At 53.0% G+C, this 20467-nt stretch carries 21 protein-coding genes; 19 read left to right on the plus strand and 2 right to left on the minus strand.

From position 1 onward, the window contains the following. The first annotated feature begins 43 nt into the window (after positions 1 to 43). From G5B42_RS07035 to G5B42_RS07085, 11 genes are all read left to right on the plus strand, one after another. On the plus strand, positions 44 to 424 hold the full coding sequence (locus G5B42_RS07035; protein ID WP_181339746.1) for a zinc ribbon domain-containing protein: 381 nt from the start codon (positions 44 to 46) through the stop codon (positions 422 to 424). 173 nt (positions 425 to 597) lie between these two features. Next, on the plus strand, positions 598 to 1212 hold the full coding sequence (locus G5B42_RS07040) for an MgtC/SapB family protein (RefSeq protein WP_181339747.1): 615 nt from the start codon (positions 598 to 600) through the stop codon (positions 1210 to 1212). Between the two features lie 56 nt (positions 1213 to 1268). Beyond that, a complete protein-coding gene (locus G5B42_RS07045) occupies positions 1269 to 1460 on the plus strand; it encodes a hypothetical protein (protein ID WP_231133328.1) in 192 nt (63 codons plus the stop codon). 66 nt (positions 1461 to 1526) lie between these two features. Next, positions 1527 to 1934, plus strand: coding sequence for a hypothetical protein (locus G5B42_RS07050; protein WP_181339749.1), 408 nt, complete (start codon positions 1527 to 1529; stop codon positions 1932 to 1934). A gap of 285 nt (positions 1935 to 2219) precedes the next feature. Next, positions 2220 to 4733: a DUF3794 domain-containing protein gene (locus tag G5B42_RS07055; RefSeq protein WP_181339750.1), complete on the plus strand. Its 2514-nt coding sequence runs from the start codon at positions 2220 to 2222 to the stop codon at positions 4731 to 4733. A gap of 131 nt (positions 4734 to 4864) precedes the next feature. Continuing rightward, positions 4865 to 6880, plus strand: coding sequence for a DUF3794 domain-containing protein (locus G5B42_RS07060; protein ID WP_181339751.1), 2016 nt, complete (start codon positions 4865 to 4867; stop codon positions 6878 to 6880). Between the two features lie 111 nt (positions 6881 to 6991). Next, positions 6992 to 9025 carry a hypothetical protein gene (locus tag G5B42_RS07065; RefSeq protein WP_181339752.1) on the plus strand — a complete coding sequence of 678 codons (2034 nt, stop codon included), beginning with the start codon at positions 6992 to 6994 and terminating at the stop codon, positions 9023 to 9025. Next, positions 9022 to 10023, plus strand: a complete 1002-nt coding sequence (locus G5B42_RS07070) for a glycosyltransferase family 4 protein (protein WP_181339753.1) — start codon at positions 9022 to 9024, stop codon at positions 10021 to 10023. The genes G5B42_RS07065 and G5B42_RS07070 overlap by 4 nt, the downstream gene beginning before the upstream one ends. Positions 10024 to 10110: 87 nt before the next feature. After that, the gene (locus G5B42_RS07075) at positions 10111 to 10401 is read left to right on the plus strand and encodes a DUF5665 domain-containing protein (RefSeq protein ID WP_331274069.1); all 291 of its coding nucleotides are present in this window, start codon (positions 10111 to 10113) and stop codon (positions 10399 to 10401) included. A 21-nt stretch (positions 10402 to 10422) separates the two neighbouring features. Continuing rightward, entirely contained in the window at positions 10423 to 11094 is a 672-nt protein-coding gene (locus tag G5B42_RS07080; protein WP_181339755.1) for a TraR/DksA C4-type zinc finger protein, read from the plus strand. A gap of 133 nt (positions 11095 to 11227) precedes the next feature. Then, the gene (locus G5B42_RS07085; RefSeq protein ID WP_181339756.1) at positions 11228 to 12970 is read left to right on the plus strand and encodes an ATP-binding protein; all 1743 of its coding nucleotides are present in this window, start codon (positions 11228 to 11230) and stop codon (positions 12968 to 12970) included. Here G5B42_RS07085 and G5B42_RS07090 read toward each other — a convergent pair. Next, complete coding sequence (locus tag G5B42_RS07090; RefSeq protein WP_181339757.1) at positions 12967 to 14109, minus strand: M28 family metallopeptidase; 1143 nt, start codon at positions 14107 to 14109, stop codon at positions 12967 to 12969. The genes G5B42_RS07085 and G5B42_RS07090 overlap by 4 nt on opposite strands. A 205-nt stretch (positions 14110 to 14314) precedes the next feature. Between G5B42_RS07090 and ruvC the strand changes: the two genes are divergently transcribed. The 8 genes from ruvC to G5B42_RS07130 all read left to right on the plus strand — a co-directional run bounded on the left by ruvC (position 14315) and on the right by G5B42_RS07130 (position 20204). Further along, entirely contained in the window at positions 14315 to 14815 is a 501-nt protein-coding gene (gene ruvC / locus G5B42_RS07095) for a crossover junction endodeoxyribonuclease RuvC (protein WP_181339758.1), read from the plus strand. Then, positions 14812 to 15411, plus strand: coding sequence for a Holliday junction branch migration protein RuvA (gene ruvA, locus G5B42_RS07100; RefSeq protein ID WP_181339759.1), 600 nt, complete (start codon positions 14812 to 14814; stop codon positions 15409 to 15411). Before ruvC ends, ruvA begins: the two co-directional genes overlap by 4 nt. Positions 15412 to 15434: 23 nt before the next feature. Further along, a complete protein-coding gene (gene ruvB, locus G5B42_RS07105) occupies positions 15435 to 16472 on the plus strand; it encodes a Holliday junction branch migration DNA helicase RuvB (RefSeq protein ID WP_181339760.1) in 1038 nt (345 codons plus the stop codon). A 53-nt stretch (positions 16473 to 16525) separates the two neighbouring features. After that, positions 16526 to 17122, plus strand: coding sequence for an epoxyqueuosine reductase QueH (locus tag G5B42_RS07110; RefSeq protein WP_181339761.1), 597 nt, complete (start codon positions 16526 to 16528; stop codon positions 17120 to 17122). Then, positions 17122 to 17349 carry a DUF2905 domain-containing protein gene (locus tag G5B42_RS07115; RefSeq protein ID WP_181339762.1) on the plus strand — a complete coding sequence of 76 codons (228 nt, stop codon included), beginning with the start codon at positions 17122 to 17124 and terminating at the stop codon, positions 17347 to 17349. The genes G5B42_RS07110 and G5B42_RS07115 overlap by 1 nt, the downstream gene beginning before the upstream one ends. A 4-nt stretch (positions 17350 to 17353) precedes the next feature. Further along, positions 17354 to 18127, plus strand: coding sequence for a DNA repair protein RecO (gene recO / locus G5B42_RS07120; RefSeq protein ID WP_181339763.1), 774 nt, complete (start codon positions 17354 to 17356; stop codon positions 18125 to 18127). A gap of 57 nt (positions 18128 to 18184) precedes the next feature. Next, on the plus strand, positions 18185 to 18811 hold the full coding sequence (locus G5B42_RS07125) for a stage II sporulation protein M (protein ID WP_181339764.1): 627 nt from the start codon (positions 18185 to 18187) through the stop codon (positions 18809 to 18811). 64 nt (positions 18812 to 18875) lie between these two features. Then, complete coding sequence (locus G5B42_RS07130) at positions 18876 to 20204, plus strand: glycine--tRNA ligase (protein WP_407926905.1); 1329 nt, start codon at positions 18876 to 18878, stop codon at positions 20202 to 20204. Positions 20205 to 20265: 61 nt separating this feature from the next. On the opposite strand, the gene G5B42_RS07135 is transcribed toward G5B42_RS07130, so the two are convergent. Then, complete coding sequence (locus G5B42_RS07135) at positions 20266 to 20433, minus strand: hypothetical protein (RefSeq protein WP_181339765.1); 168 nt, start codon at positions 20431 to 20433, stop codon at positions 20266 to 20268. Positions 20434 to 20467: the final 34 nt, after the last annotated feature.

The raw sequence follows: 20467 nt of genomic DNA on the forward strand, positions 1-20467 counted from the left end.
AAAACGGGAATATATAAAACACTTGACTAGAGGGAGTGATTTTATGGATACCACTGCAATTGTGCTGTTTATCATAAAACTGGTGCTGACTGGGGGGTTAATGTTTGTGCTCTATCGGGATGCGCGCGCCCGGGATTACACCTGGTTTATGTGGACTTTTACTCCCATAATTGCCGTCTTTACCGCCGGTTTTACCGGTTCCATCATGACTTTGCTCCTTATTTTAGTTCTGTACCGGCTCACACGGCCCAAAGGGGATCTATTGAAGTGTCCCCACTGCGGTAAAAAGATCCATAATGTATTGGCTTTCTGTCCCTATTGCCGTCAATCGGTCAAGCGCGAGTGTCTGCGGTGCCATGATACGGTGGACTGGGATGCGGAACGTTGCCCCCATTGCGGGTCAATGAATTTAACTAAATTCTAAAGACGTAAAAAAAAACAGCTGCCGCCAAGGCGGCTGTTTGTGTTTAAAGAATTAATATCCGGGAATATCGTCAGACCAAAAGAAGCGGAATTTTACCCCGTGGTCATTTTGTATAGATTAAGTGTGGAAAGGGGAGGGTTACAATTAACTTTGAAATTTTAGTTCGTTTGACGGTGGCTACGCTCCTCGGTTCGATTATTGGTTGGGAGCGGGAAAAACACGGTCGTCCGGCCGGCTTACGGACCCACATTTTAGTTGCCCTGGGTTCCTGCCTCATGATGCTCATTTCAATCTATGGTTTTCCGGGGATGGCCGAGTGGGATCCGGCCCGGTTGGCTGCCCAGGTGGTTAGTGGGATTGGTTTTCTGGGGGCCGGAACAATTTTGCGGGACGGGACCAGCATCCGGGGCTTGACGACGGCGGCCAGCCTTTGGGTGGTTGCGGGGATCGGTTTGGCCTGCGGAACCGGTTTTTATTTGGCGGCGGTGGTCACCACCATTGTTGCCTTCTTGGTGCTGGTGCTCTTGGATGATCTTGAGCAAAAATTCAAAGCTTTTTCCGCGGTCCGCGTCCGGGCGGAAGTGGCGGATCAACCAGGGACGTTGTCTGCTTTTACGCAAATCTTTACCGACCATGGGATCAGTATTAAAAAAATTCAGATGAAAATTGATAGCGATAACAAAATCGCCCATATTTATCTTCAGATCAGAGGACATAATATTGATAAGGAAAAAATAATTGAAGAAATAAGTTTATTGCCGGGAGTCTACAGCGTAAAATGGAATTAACTCGGGGCTGTTGAAAAAGGGAGGAAGAAGTAGTGGGAGAGATTATCCCTTTTCCCGTGAGAAAGAAAGATCCTGATGCTGAACGAAGGGAGTTAACCGACCAAGTAATCCGGGAGAAGATTTTAGCCGGGGAGGCCGAGCTGATTGGCGTTTTCAAGCAGAACGGCTTCCCTTGCTCCTGCTACCGGATGGAGTTCGACAACCAAGCCTATTATGTCTTCGATCTGACGACACCAGAGCGAGAATAGGAGAAAGGAGGGAAGGAGAAAAGTCCGAAGGAGCTGACAAATTAAAATAAGGGGGGGGATCCGCCCATGTGCCAAGTGGAAGGAGAAGATCTGATCCGGGCTTTGAAACGCTTTAAAAGTCTGGCCAAGCAAGACCTTCTCGCCAGTGAACGGACGAACGACCCGTCTTTCTGGAGAACGCACGCCGAAGCCCGCCGGAAGGAGTACACCAGACTGATCCAGCTGGTTGAAAATTCCGGTGTGGAAAAGGCGTGCGTTTATGCTTTAAAAACCTATAAAAGAAACCGCTTAATAAATACAAAGGAGCGCAACCCGGAACAGGAGGGAACCAGACAAGCGCTGGAGCTGTTCTTTGAAATCATCGGCTGTTCGCCCGGGCGGCTGGGGAAATGGCTCCAGGAACGAAACGTTGAATGGGAAGGACCGGACGTGCTTTTCGAGCCGGAAGCCCGGCTGGTCCAGGAGCAGCTTTAAAGGGAAAACGGAGATCAACCGCGTCGGCCATAGCCTACTGTATAGTCTGCCGCCATGATGAACAGCGTCCCGTTCCTATTCCCTTTGCGTGAAAGGGGTCTGACTTTTGGGGCGCCGTTCGTCGGAGGCGGATTTTTTCTTGTGGCTTGTTTTACTTTTTTCCGCCACGGTAAGCACCTTTCTGCGGACCAGCATATACTGTACTAGTCCTAAACTTTGGTTTAGGAACGGTGCGGTTTTCCCCGTGGACGGGGAGTTGGTCGGAGAAAGGAGGCCGAAGAGATAATGGATTATGAAGTCAACCGGGAAGAAGAAAAACAAGAATTGACGCAGACAACGGAAGAAGAGCAGGTAGTTGAGCAAGCGGCAAAAGGGAAAAAGAAGAAAAAGGCCACGCGCAGCAAGAAGACCGGTCCGGAGGCGACCGGGCCCGCAGCAGAGGAAGAACGGGAAACAATGTCCGGTGGTGGCCAGGAAAAAGAGACGGTCGGAGCCGAACACGAAGCAAAGCGAACCGGTAGCGAGGAAGAGGGTGAAGAAAAAACCGATCGCCAGGAGGGTAGTCGGGGCGAGCATAGTGGTGATGAAAAGGCAACCGAGGCAGGACTGGCCGGCTCTTTTCCGTTTGAGCCGGAAACGGATACGACCTTGGTAATGCCCGACCGGGTTCAGTTTAAAGTCCCAACCGAACCGGTGGTACCGTCCTGGGCGGAGGAATTTAACCCGCAGGTAACCCGGATTCGGGTGAACGATGCGCAAGCACGGGCGGAAATCCCCAGGGACCAAGGGGTCGTCCAACAGTTGAAAGGGGCGGAGGTGACGGTTGGGGAGCGGGTGGCCCGGGTACAACCGGTGGTTCGTCCCACCCAGTTGCCGAGCCCGGCCCTGAAGGTCCGCAATATCACCGGTGAAGTGCGCAATGTCACGGCCGAAGTGATTAAAGACAAAGTCATCGTCCAAGGCATCGTCCATAAACAGATCTTCTTTGTAGGCCTTGACAATATTGTCCGTCACTTCTCTGAAGACGTCTCTTTCAGCACCTTTATTGATATCCCCGGTGCGGAACCAGGGATGAATGTCCAGGTGCTCCCCAGGATTGAGAAAATCTTATTCCATTTGACCGATGACGGTTTCTTTGTCCAGCAAAAGATCATTCTTGAGATTTTTGTCAAAGTCACCCAGTTTGTCCAAGTTGGCCTGGCCCTGGGAACCGGTCCTTTACTGCTTTTACCGCGGGTGATCGGCGAGGGAGTTAAACAGGAGCTTGTTGAGAGTCTGTTGACGCTGGCCGTTCCAGCCCTGAAAGTAGATGAGATTCGCGGTGAAATTCGCGATCTGGAGACCGAAGTCATCCCCGACAAGGTGATCATCCAAGGCGTGATCCATAAACAGATCTTCTTCGTGGACCTGGAAAATAACGCCCGTCACCAAGCCGAAGATGTACCCTTCAGTTTATTCCTGGATCTACCCGGGGTAAGTCCGGGGGTCGATCTTCAGGTTCACCCCAGAATCGAGGGGATTTTCTTTGAGTTATTGTCCAGTACGGAATTAAGGCAGAAGGTAGTCGTCGAGGTTTTCGTCAAAGCAACCGAAGCAATCCAGGAGCGGGTCGCCCTCGGGACCGGACCCCTGTACAAAGTCCAGCAGGTGGTTGGGGAAGGACAAAAGCAGATTTTAAACGAGTCGGTCCTTGTTTTGGAACGTCCCGCCCTCAAGGTACGGGAGATTGTCGGTGAGATCCGGAATTTGGTCGCGGAAGTGATTCCGGATAAAGTGATTATCCAGGGTGTGATCCATAAGCAAATCTTTTACATCGGCACGGACAATATCGAATACCATCAAGCGGAAGATCTGCGCTTCAGTCTTTTCATCGACGTGCCCGGTGCTTTGCCCGGGTTGAACGTCACGATCCGGCCCCGGATTGAAACGATCCTCTTTAACTTGGAAACCGAAACCACTGTCCGGCAGAAAGTAATTGTCTTCTTTGATGCGGTGGTGACGGAGACGATTCAAGTTCCGCTGGTGACCGGTGATTTCGCCCTCTTCAAATTGGAGCAGGTGATCGGGGAAGGACTCCGGCAAATCCTGGTTGAACGGCGGGAACGGATTCCGGTCCCGATTGTCCGCAATGTAGTGGTGGAAATTGTGGTTCCACCAGCCGGTATTGTCACCGGTCAGCAGCAGATTATCGTGGAGAATGTCGTCAAACTGCCGCAACCGGCGGTAAAAATTAAGGAAGTACAAGGGGTCATCACCGATCTGCGGGCACGGGTGATCCTCGACGGCGCGGTCCTGGTCGATGGGATCATCAATAAACAGGTCTTCTTCGTCGGCGAAGACGGGATTGTGCGTTCGGTGACGGAGCAGATTCCCTTCTCCATCCTGGTGAATGTTCCCGGCATTACCCCGGATACTCCCTTTACCGTGACGGTCGAGATTGAGAACATCTCCTTTACTCTCTCGCCCGATGGCCGCTTCCTCCGTCAGATTATTGTTTTGAATGCCGAAGTGACCGGGGAAACCCCGGCACCCCCGCCCTTCCAGGTTGTCACCTCCGTGACCGGGCCGGGAATTGTGACGGAGACGGTTCTGGTCCGGGCCCCGATTCAGACCCCGACCGGGGTTGAAGTCCGGGAATTTCCGGTGGTGACCGAGGTGTCCGGTCCCGGCATCGAGCGGGTGGAAAAGGCCGTTGTCCTTCTGGATGTGGTTAATGACGGAAACCCGAACCCGGTACCGATTGAAGTAGTGACTGACGTGATCTTTACCCCTCTTCCATTGTTATCCGCGCGGGCATAATCGGTGTGGTAAAACCTTTGGGGAAATGGGCGTTTTCGCCCATTTTTCCTTTTTAAGAAATGAGCACAATCCAGGCGTGGTTCATATATTATATTAGCCATCCGCGGGGAGAGGTTAAAGGGGGCATGAGCATGGAGTTGGTATTGGTCATTGGCGCTTTTCTCGCGATTGCCGCTTTGATTGCCCTCTGCACATTCTGGTTTTTCCACCTTCACCGTCGTTATCTGGTCTTGGCTGACCACGACATCGTCCCAACAGTAGCGGACCAAGATTTTTCTTCTCCGGCGCCGGCGCCGCTTGCGATTAGGCCGTGCGTATCCGGAGAAAACCGGGGGAAGAAGCTTCTTTTATCTACTACTATTAATATGCTGGACGATGAAGTAGTATGGCCGCAAAGTACCGTCCCCGATGGACAGCAGTCACAAGAAAAGGAGAGCGATGGAAACGAACAAACCGAGTTTAATCAGGAAAAAGATGATCCGAAAACAAAGCTGTTGTCCTTGACGATCCAGAAAGGGGCGGAAGAACAACCAAGGGCGGACCAACCGCCAAGGACCGAAAAAGAGTTAAGGGTGGGAGAACCGCCGAGGACGGAAGAGCCGTTAAGAACGGAAGCAGAGTTAAGGGTGGAAGAACAGCCAGCAGCGGAAGAACAACCAAGGGCTGCAGAGCCCGTAGAGATCGACCAGCATGCGCAGGAAGGTGAGGGCGATCCCGGAATCCTGGCGGCGCCATCCGTCCGTTTTCCCAACGAAAAGGAGAAAGGGGCAAGGGTTTTCGTTCGAAAAAAAAAAGATGGTGCGGTGGAAAAACCGGAAACAATGTGCGTTCAACTTGACCCCGAGGAAGCGGTTCCGGCAGAAAGATTGGAAGGAGGAGATAGGTTAATGGATCCTTTGGTGCGGGCAGAGGTGGTCATTGGCGAAGGCACCAAGCAACTGCTGCTTGAGACAAATGTTACTCTAGACCGACCGACGATCAAGATTCGAAACATTACGGCGGAGATCCGGAATTTGACGACTGAATTGATCCAGGATAAAGTGATCATCCAAGGCGTGCTCCACAAACAGATTTTCTTCGTGGGTGAGGATAATATCGTCCATCACCAGTCGGAAGACGTCCCGTTCAGCACCTTTATCGACATCTTCGGGACCGAGCCGGGTATGAATATCCAGGTTCAACCGGTTATTGAGACGATTCTGTTCTCCTTAATCAGGCCAACCCTACTCCATCAGAAGGTTGTTGTTGAGTTTTTCGTCAAGGTTACCGAGTCCAACCAGCTTAATTTGGTGGAAGGTACCGGCCCGTTGGTCCGTTTGGACCAAGTGATTGGTGAAGGGACCAAACAGGAACTGATCGAAGATACCATTACGCTTAACGTCCCGGCCCTGAAGATCGACGATATTACCGCCGAAATCCGTGACTTAACAATTGAAGTGATCGACGATAAGGTCATTATTCAAGGGATTATCCACAAGCAGATTTTCTTTATCGGTTTAGACAATATCGAATACCACCAAGGCGAAGATTTGGAGTTCAGCACCTTCCTGGATATCCCCGGAGCGACGGCGGGGATGGATGTGGTGGTCGAACCAACAATCGAATTCATCCACTTTGAATTATTGGACCAAAACACTTTACTCCAGAAGATTGTGGTTGAGTTCTTCGTGAAAGTGACGGAAAGCATCCAAATGAATGTAGCCCTTGGTCCCGGTGCATTACTGAAGCTGGATACGGTGGTTGGTGAAGATACCAAACAATTGCTGGTGGAAAATACAACCACCCTTTCCCAACCGGCCATTAAGATCCGGGAGATCGTGGCTAAAGTTGAGCGGTTAATGGCAGAAGTGATCGAAGATAAAGTGATTGTCCAGGGTATTGTGCACAAACAGATCTTCTTTATCAACGAAGATAATCTGGAGATCCACCAGAGCGAAGATGTACCCTTCAGCACGTTTGTGGATATTCCCGGAGCGGTGCCGGGAATGGATGTGCGGATTAAGCCGGTGATCGAGACGGTCCTCTTCGAGTTGCTGGATCCCACCACGCTCCGGCAGAAGGTGGTCGTGGAGCTGTTTATCAAGGTGACCGAGTCCCAACAACTGCAGGTGCAAGTCGCCGCGCCCTACGGCCCATACTACTTCTAAACAACTTTTCCCCCGGAATACAGGCCTCGATTTTTACAGGCCTGTATTTTTTTTTGTCCCGCCCTTACATATAAATTATAAAGTGAATGCTTACCGGGAGGGGCAAATTTCATGGTCAAGCGGTGGCTGGGCACCGGCAAAGTGATCGTGAAAATTCCTTGGCCGTTCGGAACGAAGGTCCACCGCATTGATCTATCCATCACCGACCTGGCGGTCCGGTGGGAACGGTGTACGGTGCATATCACCGTCGAAATCGGACGGACGATTCGTTACGTAACCCCGGCCGGGACGGTGATGGTTTGGACGGACAAGGTTGTATACCAAAAGGATCATCCCCGTCCCCCCGCTTTAATCCGCGGACAACCGCTGCAGGCGACGGCAACCACCCTTTATTGTTTGGTCCAAGACCAGAAAGGAACGGCCGCTTTGGAACACGGAATTGGGCTACGCTTCTCCGGGTGGGAACTGGAGCCGTCGGCCGTGGTCTGGCCGCCACCGGAAAACAGTTTAATGGTCCGCGGGCAACAACTGATGGCCGCGGAGAGCTACTTGCATACGGAAACTGTCCTTTGGCCGGCCCTGACGCCGGGCGACGAACCAACGGAGGCAGTGTTGACCGGAGAAAGTTTCCTCCTTACCCCCGAAGGCATCCATTTCCGCGGGGAGCTTCAACTCGCTTCCGGAAAAGGCGTCCGGAAAAAGGAGCCCCTTTCGGTGTTATTACCGCGGAAGGTTCCAGCCAACAGCATCCTGACCGGTACAGCGAAGGTACAGGCCTTAAAAGTGGTCGAACCCGGCAAAGTACTGCTGGCGGTTAAACTTGACTGGCGCTTATTCCAAGAGAAAACGCTCCCGATCCTACTGGCCCCGGAGGGGCAGGGAGAAGATTTTTTGCTCTGGCGCCTTTTGGACCAGGAAGCCCGGCTTTGGAGCGGGCAAACCTCAGTTAAGCTGCCGGAGAAGGCGAAAATCATTGGGGAAATGACCGTATCCGCCGTTCAGAGCCGGGTGGTCAAGGTCCGAAACGGGCTTTTATGTCTGGGCCGGATTATCCTCGATCTTTACTATGTGAACAGTACCGGTCATGAAAAGTGTTACCGGGTCCATCTGCCCTGGAAAGACTGGTTGGCTGTCAATGACGGCGCGGTCGGGGCGGCGGAAGCGGAGACGAAGTATAAAATCAATTTCTCGCGGGTGAAAGGGGAGCAGATCCAATTTTTGAACGGGGAAGATTTATCCCTTTTTCTCCAGGTGGAATACGTTTTAACCGCCGCGCAAAAGCAAAAGGCGAGATTGACCAAACCAACAAATACGGTGCCGACGGCTGTGATTTTGGCGGAAAAAATCATTACGGAAGAGGATTTTGAGTATTATGTAGAGATCCCCGTCCAGCGCCCTCCCGATTTTCTAGCAAGCCACCGGTTATGGTGGCGAGACGGGGAAATGGCGGGAGGAGCAGAGGAGGGTGGGGTTTTTCTTAAGGCTCAACCGACGATTGTCTGGCAGTACCGAAATACGGAGCACAGGCTAAAAGTGGTCGAGTTCCGTCCCGTTTTGGCTTGGTTTCAAGCGGCCCCGTCGACGCTCCCGGGTGACCGGGCCGATGTGCGGCTGGAAGCCCTCCGGTTGCAACTGCAAGAGAAAACGGGGGAAAATTGGAAAGTACAGCTCCTCCTGAACGGCCGGTTCACGGTAACCAGGGAAGCGCTGCCGGCCGTGGCCCTCGGCGGGGAACCGGAAAAAGCGGAAAAACCGCTGCCATCTGTGGAGAAAAGGACCGTTTTGAAGTGGGAAGAAAAACTACCTTTTGCGGTGCGGGAGATTACGACAGCCCATTTTTTTTTAGGGGGGTTTCGGCGGGTCAAGACAGAGGAGCTGTTTCTGTTGGAAGGGGAGGTGCGGGGGGAAATAACCTATTTGGGGAAAGACGGGGTTACCCGCTATCATCAGATCAGGAAGGAGCTTTGGGCTAATTTACCCCTGGAATATGGTGCGGTACCGGTGTTGATTCCGGTACTCAGCGGGTGGAACTGTTATCCGCTGACTGAATGGAACTGGGAAAAGGGAGGGGTGTGGTGTGAAATCACCATCGATTTGCTGGCTTGCGCGCCGCAATCAAGAAAGGGTAAGGAGGTGAAGGGATGAGAGTCTTGATGCAGAATCGTTCTTCCGTGTTTCGCATGGTGGCCGGCGATAGTGTGCAAATGAACAAGACGCGAGAGGCGTTGCGGCAGCTTGGGATCGAAGTGGAGATCAAGACGCAACCGACTTCCGATTTCTCCGGTTATGACCTGGTCCATCTCTTTAATATTATTCCGATCGAAGAAACCTACCAGTTTTACCAAAGGGCCAAGAAATACGGAATTCCGATTGTACTTTCCCCAATCTACTGGGATCCGAAGGAGTTTCTGATCAACATCACCAACGAACGGAAGGATCATTTTCTGACTTGGTGGGGCAAGACCAATGCATTACGCCAGGAGATTTTGGACGGGGTTGACCTTTTACTCCCCAACGGCCTGGTCGAACTGGAATTACTACAGAAAGAGTATAAGCTGATGACACCGGCCCGTTTAATCCCGAACGGGGTGGATCCGCTTTTTTACTATGCCAATCCGGATAAATTTATCAGAAGATTCGGGACCAAAGATTTTGTCCTTTGTGTCGGCCGGATTTGCCGGCGCAAGAACCAACTGGCTTTAATCAAGGCCGCGCGGTCCCTCAACCAACAGGTGGTCTTGATCGGGCCGATCAATGATTATCAGTACTATCAAGAATGCCGGCAGGAAGGGGAAGGCCAGGTCCGTTTTTTAGGCGGTCTGACCCAAGGCTGGGTTGCCTCGGCTTACGCAGCCTGCAGCGTTCATGTTTTACCCAGTTGGTATGAGACCCCGGGTCTCGTCAACCTCGAAGCCGGGCTGGCCGGTTGCAAAGTGGTGACCACCGACCGGGGGACGGCCCGTGAATACCTGGGCGAGATGGCATGGTACTGTTCGCCGGATCCGATTTCGGTGCGGGACGCCCTCCGCAAGGCGTTGTATTCACCGCCGCTGCCGGGGCTGCGGGAACATATTTTAGCCAATTACACCTGGGACCGGGTGGCTCGTTTGACGCTCGCTGCCTACCAGGAGGTGCTGCGCTAGACTTTGTCCCCATCCTTTTCCGTATTAAAGAAGGGTGAAAGCAGGCACATTAACTGAGGGGAAAAGATTGTGCACGACCGGTTTAAGGTGAACAAACGACAAACGAGTCCCTTCCTGCGCCAAGTTTTGCTTTTGAACAAATTGATGGTGAAATATAACATCGAAGGGATCTTCGATCTGCTCTCCCGGCCGGGACGCTTGGTCTACTTGAATTTTTTAGCCGGAATCGCCAGGGGATTTGGGATCGCTGTTGGTCTGACCTTGGTCAGCGCCCTCTTCTTGGCCATCCTGGCGAAGGTGGCCAGCCTGAACCTGCCAATTATCAGTAGTTTCATTGCCCGCCTTGTCCAGCTGGTCAACGAACAGCTTCCGTACTAATAAAGGGGAAAAGGTGGTTTGATGCTTAGTAAAAAGAGGATCCGGTACTTCGAAAAACGCCTCCAGGCAATGCTTACGGAGTTAAAAGGAGATTTGGAGGAAACCGGCGATCTGGGTACGGAACGGAGTCTACGAGACGCGACGAAGGAATTGTCCGCTTACGATAACCACCCGGCCGATCTAGGTTCGGAAACTTATGAACGGGAAAAAGATTTGGGCCTTAATAATGCCTTTCGGGTCCGCCAGACTGAGATCGAGGATGCCCTTGACCGGATCAAGACGGGGAAGTATGGGGTTTGTCGGGACTGCGGGCGTCCAATTGACGAAGAAAGGTTGGAGGCCTTACCGTACGTCGCTACTTGTATCGAGTGTCAACGTGAAGCCGAAAAGACCAATGAACTGCGCTACCGGCCGATCGAGGAGGAGCTGCTGTTTCCGCCTTTTGCCCGGACTTTCACCACGGATGAAGATGACCAGGCGGCCTTTGATGGGGAAGACGCCTGGCAGGCGGTGGCCCAGATGGGCACCGCCGAGTCGCCCCAGGATCTCGGGGGAGACGTCATTTATGAAGAAATGTATTCCGATGAACCCCGCGGGGTTGTGGCCGACGTCGAGCAGGAACAGGTCCGGGAGGAAGGTTTGGCGGAGACCATCCTGGCGCGGAAAACCGCCTTCGACCGGGGTGAAAAATAGGGAATTACCAAAAAACGCCGGAAACGGCGTTTTTTATTGCTTGGATGAACGGCCGCCTTACTTATAATGGGGGAACTAACATAATTAGACATTAATATTCGGTAAATAATTTCCGGCCGGATCCCACGTTTGTATGTTCTACCGGGACGATACGCGCAAGAACCGGATGCTTTTAAGTTATTTAGGAGCCGGGATCCGTAACGGCGAAAAAGTCATCTGTTTGCTGGATTCAGTGACGAAAGAGGAGATTCTTGACTGGTTTCAGCGGGAAAAGATCGACACCGGCGGGCATGACCCGAACCGTTGTTTATTTGTTGCCCGGACGCAGGATATTTACTATCCGGATGGTGTTTTCGTTCCCGAGAAGATGGTAGCGAGGTGGCAATGCATTGTTGAGGAAGCAAAAGCGGAAGGTGAGCCGGGCGAAATGGTCTTTAACAACGAATGGTTTCGGGAGAATGTCCATCCTGACGACTGGCCGCTGTTGGAGCAGGCTTTAAAAAAATGCTTCGATGGGATGGGTAAATACTTTGAAATGGAGTACAGGATAAAGACGAAAGCCGGCGAGTGGAAATGGGTCTCCAGCCGGGGCTTTTGTCTTGGGAACGATGAAGATGCCGAGACGAAACCATTAAAATTAAGCGGAACGAACCGGGACATTACCCTCTACCGCCAAACCCAAGATGCGTTGCAGGCTTCCATCCGGGAACTGGCGGCCGAAAGGGAGCGCGCAGAACTACTGAAAATGGAAAAACTGGAGTCATTAGGAATATTGGCCAGCGGGATTGCCCATGATTTCAATAATCTATTGGCGGCAATCCTTTCCAATGTACAATTAGCCGTTTTTAAGTGGAAAAAAGGGCTGAATGGGATCAAGGATCTGGAATCGGTGGAGAAGGCCGCCTTGAAGGCGTCCAAACTCACCCAACAATTAATGGCTTTTGCCAAAGGAGGCGCTCCGGTTAAACAGCCGGCCCGGCTTGGGGAAATAATTAAAGAGACGGCCGAATTCGCTTTACGCGGGGCCAGCGTCAAATGCCGTTATTCATTACCGGCTGATTTATGGCCGGTGGCCATTGATGGTGACCAGATCAGTCAGGTGATCCACAACTTAATCCTCAACGCTTATCATGCGATGCCGGATGGTGGTGTGATCAAAGTTTCCGCCCGTAATGTCACCGTTTCGGAACAGAATTGGATGCGGCTGCGGCCGGGGAAATATGTCCGGGTCGAGATCGAAGACCAAGGGGTAGGGATTCCCCCAGAAAACTTAACGAAGATCTTTGATCCTTACTTCACGACCAAAAAGGAAGGGAACGGGCTTGGCCTTTCCTCCAGCTATTTTATTATTCAAAACCACGACGGTTACATGGGGGTTCTCTCGCAGCCGGGGATTGGCTCCATTTTTTACTTTTACCTGCCAGCCGCCGATGAAGAACCGTTGGCGGAGAACAACCAGAAGAAATCGGTACTGCCGAAGCGGAAGTGCAAGGTTCTCCTGATGGATGATGAATCCTTAATCCGTACTTCCCTCCGGGAGTATCTGGAGGCTTACGGTTATGAAGCGGTTGAAGCGAAGGACGGCTTGGAAGCAGTGAAGCTTTTCCAGGAAGAAAAAAAGAAAAAAGCCCCCTTTGACGTGGTGATTCTCGATCTCACGGTCCCCGGGGGCATGGGTGGCAAAGAAGCAGTCCGCCAGATTTTAACGGTGGAGCCGAAGGCAAAAGTAATTGCCTCCAGCGGGTATTACAATGATCCGGTTATGTTGGAACCCTGGAAATTCGGTTTTTGCGACGTTGTTTTTAAACCTTTTAAGGTCGAAGTGTTGTGTGAAAAAATAAGGAATCTGCTTGCGCCGGCGCTCAGTGCCAATTAACTCTCCAGTTTACGCAGGATGCCAAGGACCAATTCTTTGGCCGCATCCAAATTTTCCGGCTTAACGGCCGCCGCCCGGTCGGTTGGCCAGTGCCAATTGGGCAACAGCCCGTCGTCGTCAAAGGCCATCAGCGAAACGGTGGGATAATTCCGCATTAAAAAGACGGTTCCATCGGTGGTTAACAGTTTGTACGGGGCGAAACGAAGGGACAGATTTTTCTCAGCGGCGACAGTTTTGGCGAGACTGAGAAGTTCGGCGGAAGCCGCCTTGGTCCCGAGAATCCCTTCGGCGGTAACGGCTGTCAGGTGGCCGCTCCCAAGGTTGTCCAGGTTGATGACATATGTATCCTTGGGCGGACGGTGGCGGCGGAGAAAGGCGAGGGCGCCATTGGTGCCTGATTCTTCAGCCCCGGTGGCGACCAAAGTAACCTCGGTCGTGATCAAGGGGAAACGGGTGAGGATTTTGGCCACTTCCAAGAGAACCGCGACCCCGGAGGCGTTATCGTTGGCTCCGGGGGTATACTGGCCGGCAAGCTCACGGTGTAAGAGGGTAAGGAAAGTAACCAGGATGTAAAGGACACCGGGGAGTGATAAATACCATAAAAGGAGCGGGGAAAGTGAGGTAAAGACGGCCAAGGCGTACAAGAGGACTTCGGTCGCCATGGCCCCAACCAGCAAAAGATAACTCCGGCGGAAACCTTTCACCAGCTTTGGTGAGAAATTAATCGCCGACCGTGAACTGTCATAGTGCGCGGTGATAATCACCTTGCGAATGGGTTTACTCCGGGCCGGAATCTGCGCAACCAGGTTTTGGCTGTTTTTTTTCGGAATGAGGCGTGACAAGAAGGGGAAGGTGTTTGACTCGAGAATAAAGGCAATGAAGGCGAAGAAAGCAAGGGCCAAACCCTGTTCAGGCCGGCTGGGGAAGATGAGGGCGGCGCTAATCAAAAGGAGATCGATGAGGCCAAAAACCCAAGAAAAAGAACTGACGGCTTTGAATTGCTCTTCCGTCAGGTTCAGATTAAACTGGGCTAACTCCTTTTTAAGATAGTGCGCTGCTCTTTTTTCTGCTTCGGTGCAAGAACCACGGGGACCGATTGTTTCCGCTAAATACTGGACATGCCGGTAGGCTTGGGACATATTAAACCCCCCCGTTCTTTTCTTCATTGTTGATTAGCAATTGCCGGAAGGCAATCCTTTCCCTAAAACTATACGACAGGGCGAAAGGCGTTCCTTCTTTAATTATCTGTTAAGGAAAATTAATAAAGGAAAAGCGGAAATCTGAAGGATTAAAATGGCCGGTTGCAGAAGAAAGTGCTTAGAACGGGAAGACAGGAGTGGAACAATGTTAATTTTAGGGGTGGATCCGGGCACGGCGATTACCGGTTATGGCTTGGTTGAACAGCAGGGCCAACGGCTGACGGCCCATGACTATGGGGTAATTAGAACACAAGCCGGGTGCCCTTTGTCCGAACGGCTGAAACAGATCTACGACCGGATCACGGCTTTGATTCAGGAGTACCAACCCGACGTGCTGGTGGTTGAAGAATTGTTTTTCAATAAAAACACCCGGACTGCCTTGGCGGTCGGCCAAGCCCGGGGTGTTATTTTGCTGGCTGCGGCGGTGCAGGGGTTGACGGTTGCCGAATATACTCCGCTGCAAGTGAAGATGGCGGTGGTTGGGTACGGTCGGGCGGAAAAAAAGCAGGTCCAGGAGATGGTGCGGCTTTTGCTCCGTTTAAAAACGCTCCCGAAACCGGACGACGCGGCCGATGCGTTGGCGATTGCCATCTGCTTTGCCCATTCCTGGTGCCGGGCCGGGTTATTGATGGGGGGAAAAGGATGATCGCTTTCTTACGGGGAACAGTGCGAGAGCGTTCCGACGAAGCCGTTTTTTTAGAGGTGGGCGGGATCGGTTTCCGGATTATGATGACCACTTCCGCATTGCAACAGGTCAGGATCGGGGACACGGTGTTGATCCACACCTACCTGTCCCATAAAGAGGATGCGATGCTGTTGTACGGTTTTCTTAACCAGACGGAGAAGGATTTGTTCATTAAGCTGATCAGTGTATCGGGTGTCGGACCGAAGACCGCCTTGGGTATTCTCTCGCTCTTTTCCGCCGACGAGTTTTGCCGGGCGGTGCTTAGTGAAGATGTCAAGCTTTTGAGCAAGGCCCCGGGCGTGGGGCATAAAACCGCCCAAAGGTTGATTCTTGAGCTGAAAAATACCTTGGCGAAAGAGGCCGCACCATTCAATGTCGCCCCCGGCCAGCCGTCCGTGGGAGGCGCAACGGGTGATGATGCCGTGGCCGCCTTGGAAGCATTGGGGTATGAAACAGTCGTGGCCGTGAAGGCGGTGCAAACCGTGCGGGCCGCCAGCCCGGAGCTTGAGCTCCAGGACGTGATTAAAAGGGCTTTGCGCCTGTTGATGAAGGAATAAGCAGGAGAAGAGAGGGTTTTTATATGGAAGATTCCCGGTTGGTTACGCCCCGGTTACGAGAGGAAGATTCGGAACTCGACCGGACCGTTCGCCCCCGGAAGCTGGAGGAGTATATCGGGCAAACGCAGGTCAAGGAGAATTTGAAGATTTTTATCGAAGCCGCCCGCAAGCGCGGTGAAGCTTTGGATCATGTGTTACTCTACGGGCCGCCGGGACTGGGCAAGACGACGCTAGCCCATATTATCGCGGCCGAACTGGGGGTTCAGATCCGGGTGACTTCGGGCCCGGCGATTGAAAGGCCCGGCGATCTGGCCGCCCTCTTAACCAATTTGGAAGAGAATGATGTTCTTTTTATCGATGAAATTCACCGGCTCAACCGGGCGGTTGAAGAGGTCCTTTACCCGGCAATGGAAGACTACGCCCTGGACATCATCATCGGGAAGGGGGCCAACGCCCGCTCGCTCCGGATCGATCTGCCCAAATTTACCTTGGTTGGAGCAACCACGCGGGCGGGGGCTTTATCGGCCCCGCTGCGGGACCGCTTTGGGATCATTAACCGGCTGGACTTTTACTCGACCGCGGATTTGGTGCAGATTATTACCCGGACGGCCCGGATCCTTAAGATTGCGATCGACGCCGAGGGGGCCAACGAGTTGGCCCGCCGCGCCCGGGGAACCCCCCGGATTGCCAACCGTTTGCTGAAGCGGGTCCGGGATTATGCGGAAGTCAAGGCGAATGGGGTGATCACCGCTGCAGTTGCCGCCGCCGCCCTGAACCGGTTGGAAGTTGACGAAAAAGGGTTGGACCGGGTCGACCGGCTTATGCTGGAAACGATTATAGGTAAATTTGATGGCGGGCCGGTGGGGGTTGAGACCTTGGCGGCGGCCACGCAGGAAGCGGTTGAGACCATCGAAGATGTCTGTGAACCCTATTTGATGCAGATCGGTTTCTTACAGAGGACGCCCCGCGGACGGGTGACGACCCGCTTGGCCTGGGAACATCTGGGGTTAAAATACAACAAGAAGGACGAGACTAACCAGGGGGAGTTGGAACTGGGCTGAAAACCGGTCCGGCTTCTTATACGGATCACTAAGAAAGAAAAGAGGCATGGGCTTTGGAACTGTTACTTCATACTTGCTGCGGGCCGTGTGCGACCTATTCCACGGAATTTCTGCAGGAACAGGGCTACGCGCCAACCATGTATTACTACAACCCCAATATCCACCCTTATAAAGAGTGGGAGCGGCGCAAGGAAAGCCTGGCGGAGTTTGCTTCCCGCAAGGGACTGCCTTTAATTCTGGAGGAAGAGTATGAACTTTCCACCTTCCTACAGCGTACAGTCCCCCATGAAAAGGAGCGGTGCGGAATCTGTTACCGGATGCGCCTGGAAAAAACCGCCCGCCAGGCAAAGGCAATGGGGTTTCCCGCCTTTGGGACGACCTTGTTGATTTCGCCTTACCAAAACCGGGATTTAATCTGCCAGATCGGCGGCGAGTTGGCCGCCGCCTATCAGCTTCTCTTCTGCGACCTTGATTTACGACCCGGTTTCCGGCGTAGTCAGCAATTGGCCAGGGAATACGGACTTTACCGGCAGGGGTACTGCGGTTGTATCTTCAGCGAGCGGGACCGCTATTATAAACCGGGTCGGACCGGGACCGATAAAACGAATGACCACGTAAAAAGCCCTGGGAAAGGAGGGGGAGGGCAGTGATGACCAATCCTTTTGGACCGGTGGGTCGCATGCTGATCATCGCCGGTCTTCTCCTCGTCTTATTGGGGGGATTGCTCCAGTTTGGGGAGAAAATCTTCCAACGGGGCCGTTTGCCCGGAGATATTTTAATCCGCCGGGGTAATTTCACCTTTTACTTTCCGCTCGGCACCTGTGTGCTGCTGAGCATCATTTTAAGTTTGGTCCTGGCGCTGTTGAACCGGAGGTGACCCGGTGGGGCTCTACCATTGTGAAGGCATCATCTTGCGGACCCGCGGTTTAGGGGAGGCCGACCGGATCGTGACCCTTTTCACCAAGGAAAAGGGGAAGATCGAAGCGGTGGCCCGGGGCGCGCGGCGCCCGCGGAACCGTTTGGTCGGGGTTACCCAGCAGTTTTCGTACATTAAAGCGTTGGTTTTTACCGGGAAAAACCTGGACCAACTAAGCCAGGCCGAGATTATCAAGTCTTTTGCTCCGCTGAGGGACGAACTATTGAAAATGGCCTATGCCACGTGGTGGGCGGAGCTGCTTGATGTTTTTCTACCTTTAAATGAGGTGAACAGTGATGTCTTCCTGTTTTTGCTGGCCGGTTTGGTGGTGTTGGAGAGGGTTCCCGACCCGATGTTGGTCTCCCGCGCTTTTGAACTGCGCCTGTTGAAATATTTGGGGTATGAACCGGTCTTGGACCGGTGCGTAGGCTGCCAAAATGCCGCCGGGTCTTTTGCCGGTTTTGCTCCGTCCGAAGGCGGGCTCCTCTGTCGCTCCTGTGCCGGTGCCAGCGGCGCGCAGTTGATTCCGGTCCGGCCGGCCGCGGTCTCTTTTCTCCGTTCTTTATACCAGACGGACCTTCGTGACCTGGCCCGGCGCCCGGTCGACCCGGCCTTGGGGAACGAATTGGGCCATCTCCTCTTCACCTTTATCCAGCTCCGGGCGGAGAAAACGTTGAAATCCTTGTCTTTCCTCCAGTCGTTGCTGGCCTGGAAGCCACCGGAGGCGGATTTAAATTGACAGGCCTCTCCCGACTTTGCTATACTTGAAAATTGAATTATGATGAGGATGATATCCGTGGCTAAACTCTACTTGTTGCCGACTTTTTCCCGGTCTTACCGGATGCTTCTTGCCTTTTCCGGCTTTGTGCTCCTCTTAAGTGTGGCTTTGGGTTACGGCACCTGGGCGGCCGACCCGGTGCTGGCGAAACAGACCATGGAACAGGTCATTAATGAACAGTTTATGGTCCTGATTGAAAAAATGGCCGATCTTAACTGGTGGGGGCAGTTCCTGGTCATTTTGCTCAATAACCTAAAAGCGACCCTTTTAATCATTGTTAGCGGCGCATTTTTACCGTTTGTCCCGTTACTGGTGGGCATCCTGCCCAATGGTTTTGTCATTGGCTTGCTGGCCGGTCTTTACGAGTATGAGCTGGGGGTACCGAAAAGCACCTTTTTCCTTAGTTTATTGCCCCATGGCCTTTTTGAGATTCCCGCTATCTTGCTGGCGGTGACGATCAGTGTGCTCTGGGGCGTCCGGAACTGGCGGAGTATTTTCAGGGGTGAAAAGGCGAGAACTTCCTGGGCGGCCCACGCCAAAGCAAGTCTGGCTTTTTTTCCGTTAATCCTCGCCTTGCTGATCATTGCCGCGCTGGTCGAAGTTTTAGTGACTCCCCTCATCTTTAACCTGCCCAGTTTTGTTTAAACAACCAAGCAAGCCCGCCTGTCAAAGTGTTTAAATACGGAATTCCTGACGAGAAGGAGGAACAATGATGGAAAATGAAAAAACACCCACGGCAACGACGACCATGGAAAAGATTGTTTCGTTAGCGAAAAGAAGAGGTTTTATCTTCCAAAGCAGCGAGATCTATGGCGGTTTAAATAGTTGCTGGGATTACGGTCCATTGGGGGTTGAACTGAAGAATAACGTGAAACGGGCCTGGTGGCGGCGGATGGTGCAGGAACGGGATGACATGGTCGGGCAAGACGCCAGCATCCTGATGCACCCGAGGGTTTGGGAAGCCAGCGGCCATCTGGAAGGCTTCACCGATCCGCTGGTCGATTGTAAGCAGTGTCGCCAACGGTTCCGCGCCGACCACGTGACGGGGAAGACCTGTCCGGAGTGTGGCGGCGAGTTGACGGAACCCCGGAACTTCAACCTCATGTTCAAAACCTTCATGGGCCCGGTGGAAGACCAGGCGGCCGTGGTTTACCTGCGGCCGGAGACCGCCCAGGGGATTTTCGTCAATTTCAACAATATCTTGACGACAACCAGAAAACGACTGCCCTTCGGGGTTGCGCAAATCGGTAAATCTTTCCGGAATGAGATTACCCCCGGGAATTTTACCTTCCGGACCCGCGAATTTGAGCAGATGGAGATCGAGTACTTTGTAAAACCCGGTACCGATGAGGAGCATTTCCACAAATGGGTCGAAACGAGGTACAAGTGGTATAAAGAGCTGGGGATCAGTCCGGAACGCCTCCGCCTCCGCCCCCACGCCCAAGACGAACTTGCCCATTATGCAAAAGCCTGCGTCGATATTGAATACTACTTCCCGATGGGCTGGTCCGAGCTGGAGGGGATTGCCAACCGGACCGATTATGATCTGAAACGTCACGCGGAGTATAGCGGGAATAAACTGGAGTATTTCGACCAGGAACTCAACGAGCATTACGTTCCTTATGTGATTGAACCGTCGGCCGGGGCGGACCGGGCCACCTTGGCCTTTTTGCTCGACGCCTATCACGAAGAACCGGATAAAGACGAGATCCGGGTTGTGCTGCGCTTCCATCCGGAGCTGGCTCCGGTTAAAGTGGCCGTCCTGCCGCTTTCCCGGAAAGAGCCCTTGACCGACATGGCGAAAGAGATCAGCCAGGAACTGCGCCGGCACTGGAACACCGAGTATGATGATGCCAAGTCGATTGGCCGGCGTTACCGCCGTCAGGATGAAATCGGAACGCCCTTCTGTGTGACGGTCGACTTCCAGTCGCCGGAGGACCAGACCGTGACGGTCCGGGACCGGGATACCATGGAGCAGACGCGGCTTTCCGTAGCGGAGCTTGTGCCTTATCTCCGGGAGAAACTAGATAACAGATAAGAATAACCAAATAAAAAACAAAGTGGCGGAGTGGCAGGCCACTTTGTTTTTTTGGGAAATGTTACTTTTCGGGCAGGGGGCGGACCATGTCCAGGATCCCTAACACCATGTGGGCCAGGCCAAAACCGAGAAGTCCGGTTCCGAAACGGCTCCGGCGCATGGTAGCTCCCACCCCGGAGACCACCGCACCAAGTCCGGTTACAATCCAGCCGGTGGTGGTGCTCTTCATGCTAACACCTCCCATACCTATTTTCCCCCGCAGG

It is taken from the genome of Capillibacterium thermochitinicola (genome assembly GCF_013664685.1).
Taxonomy (GTDB): Bacteria; Bacillota; UBA4882; order UBA10575; family UBA10575; genus Capillibacterium; species Capillibacterium thermochitinicola.